Annotated in this window: 1 protein-coding gene and 1 pseudogene; one reads left to right on the top strand and one right to left on the bottom strand. The window is 76.4% G+C overall.

Annotated elements, in window-relative coordinates:
- Positions 1-135: 135 nt before the first annotated feature.
- A pseudogene (locus tag GT030_RS12790) lies at positions 136-381 on the bottom strand (FCD domain-containing protein); the annotation flags it as partial.
- 438 nt (positions 382-819) lie between these two features.
- Here GT030_RS12790 and GT030_RS12780 point away from each other — a divergent pair.
- Positions 820-1,025 (top strand): ATP-binding cassette domain-containing protein (locus GT030_RS12780; RefSeq protein ID WP_161201209.1); only part of this gene is annotated, 206 nt, incomplete at its 3' end.

Here is a 1,025-nt window from a genome sequence, read left to right as displayed (position 1 = left end):
GGGTCAACCTCACGGGGCCGGGCCCTATTCCGGCCGCTGCGCCGAGCGGGTGACGGCGCACGGGCCGGGCCCGAACCGGAAGCCTGCCGGAAGCCGGCCGGGAGGGGGAGCAGCGGCCGGGTGCCGACGCGGCCCTCACCCCCGTTCGCGCAGCAGCTCCAGTGTTCCCTCCAGCTCCGTCAGGAGGACAGCCGCGGCCCGGTCCGCGGCCCCCTCAGTGACGGCGTGGACCAGGGCCGCGTGGGTGTCGTGCCCGGTGGCGGGGTCCGCCTCGCGCAGCCGGGTGAGGTCCAGCAGCGCGACCAGGCCCTCCCGCAGCACGGGGACGAACTCGGTGAACAGGCCGGTCAGGACGGGGTTGTGGGCGGCGGCGACCAGGGCCGGCACGCGGGGATCGACCTGCCGCCGGGAATGCGGCCCGCCTTCGCGCGGATCGTGCAGGACGCCACGGATGACAGCGGGCGCGAGGCCACGACGAAGGAGGCGTACGAGCTGTTCCGGGCGGCCTACCTGGCCGAGGGCGCCGTACGGCTGCACGACTGGACCGCGCACGAGGTGGCGCCGGGTGTGCACCGTTTCACCGCTGCGCTGGAGGCCGGCGACCGCGTCGGCGACTACGAGGGCACGGGCACCGGCCCGGTGACCGTGTTCGCCCACGCGCTGGCCGGCGCCGATCACCCGGTCGAGGTCCTCGGCCTCACCGAGGACGGGACGGCGGCCTTCGCCGAGTGCCGGGTCGACGGCGTCACGGCTGGCGGCGGGCAAGGGCCCGTCGGCCGCCGTGCACGCCGTGCTGTCCGCGGGGAACCGGGTGGTGCGATGAGTGAGGTGCTGCGCGCCGAGGACGCGCACGTCGTCCGGGACGGGCGGCCCCTGCTCCAGGAGGTCTCGCTGACCGTCCGGCCCGGTGAGCACTGGGCGCTGCTCGGCGCCAACGGCGCGGGCAAGTCCACCCTGCTCCGGCTGCTCGGAGGGCGTCCTCGTGTCGGGGTACTCGCCGAGCCGTCGGCGGACGCCCGCTGGTG

Source organism: Streptomyces sp. SID1328 (assembly GCF_009865595.1).
GTDB classification, from domain to species: domain Bacteria; phylum Actinomycetota; class Actinomycetes; order Streptomycetales; family Streptomycetaceae; genus Streptomyces; species Streptomyces griseoluteus.
This window is presented reverse-complemented; position numbering and strand designations above follow the sequence as displayed.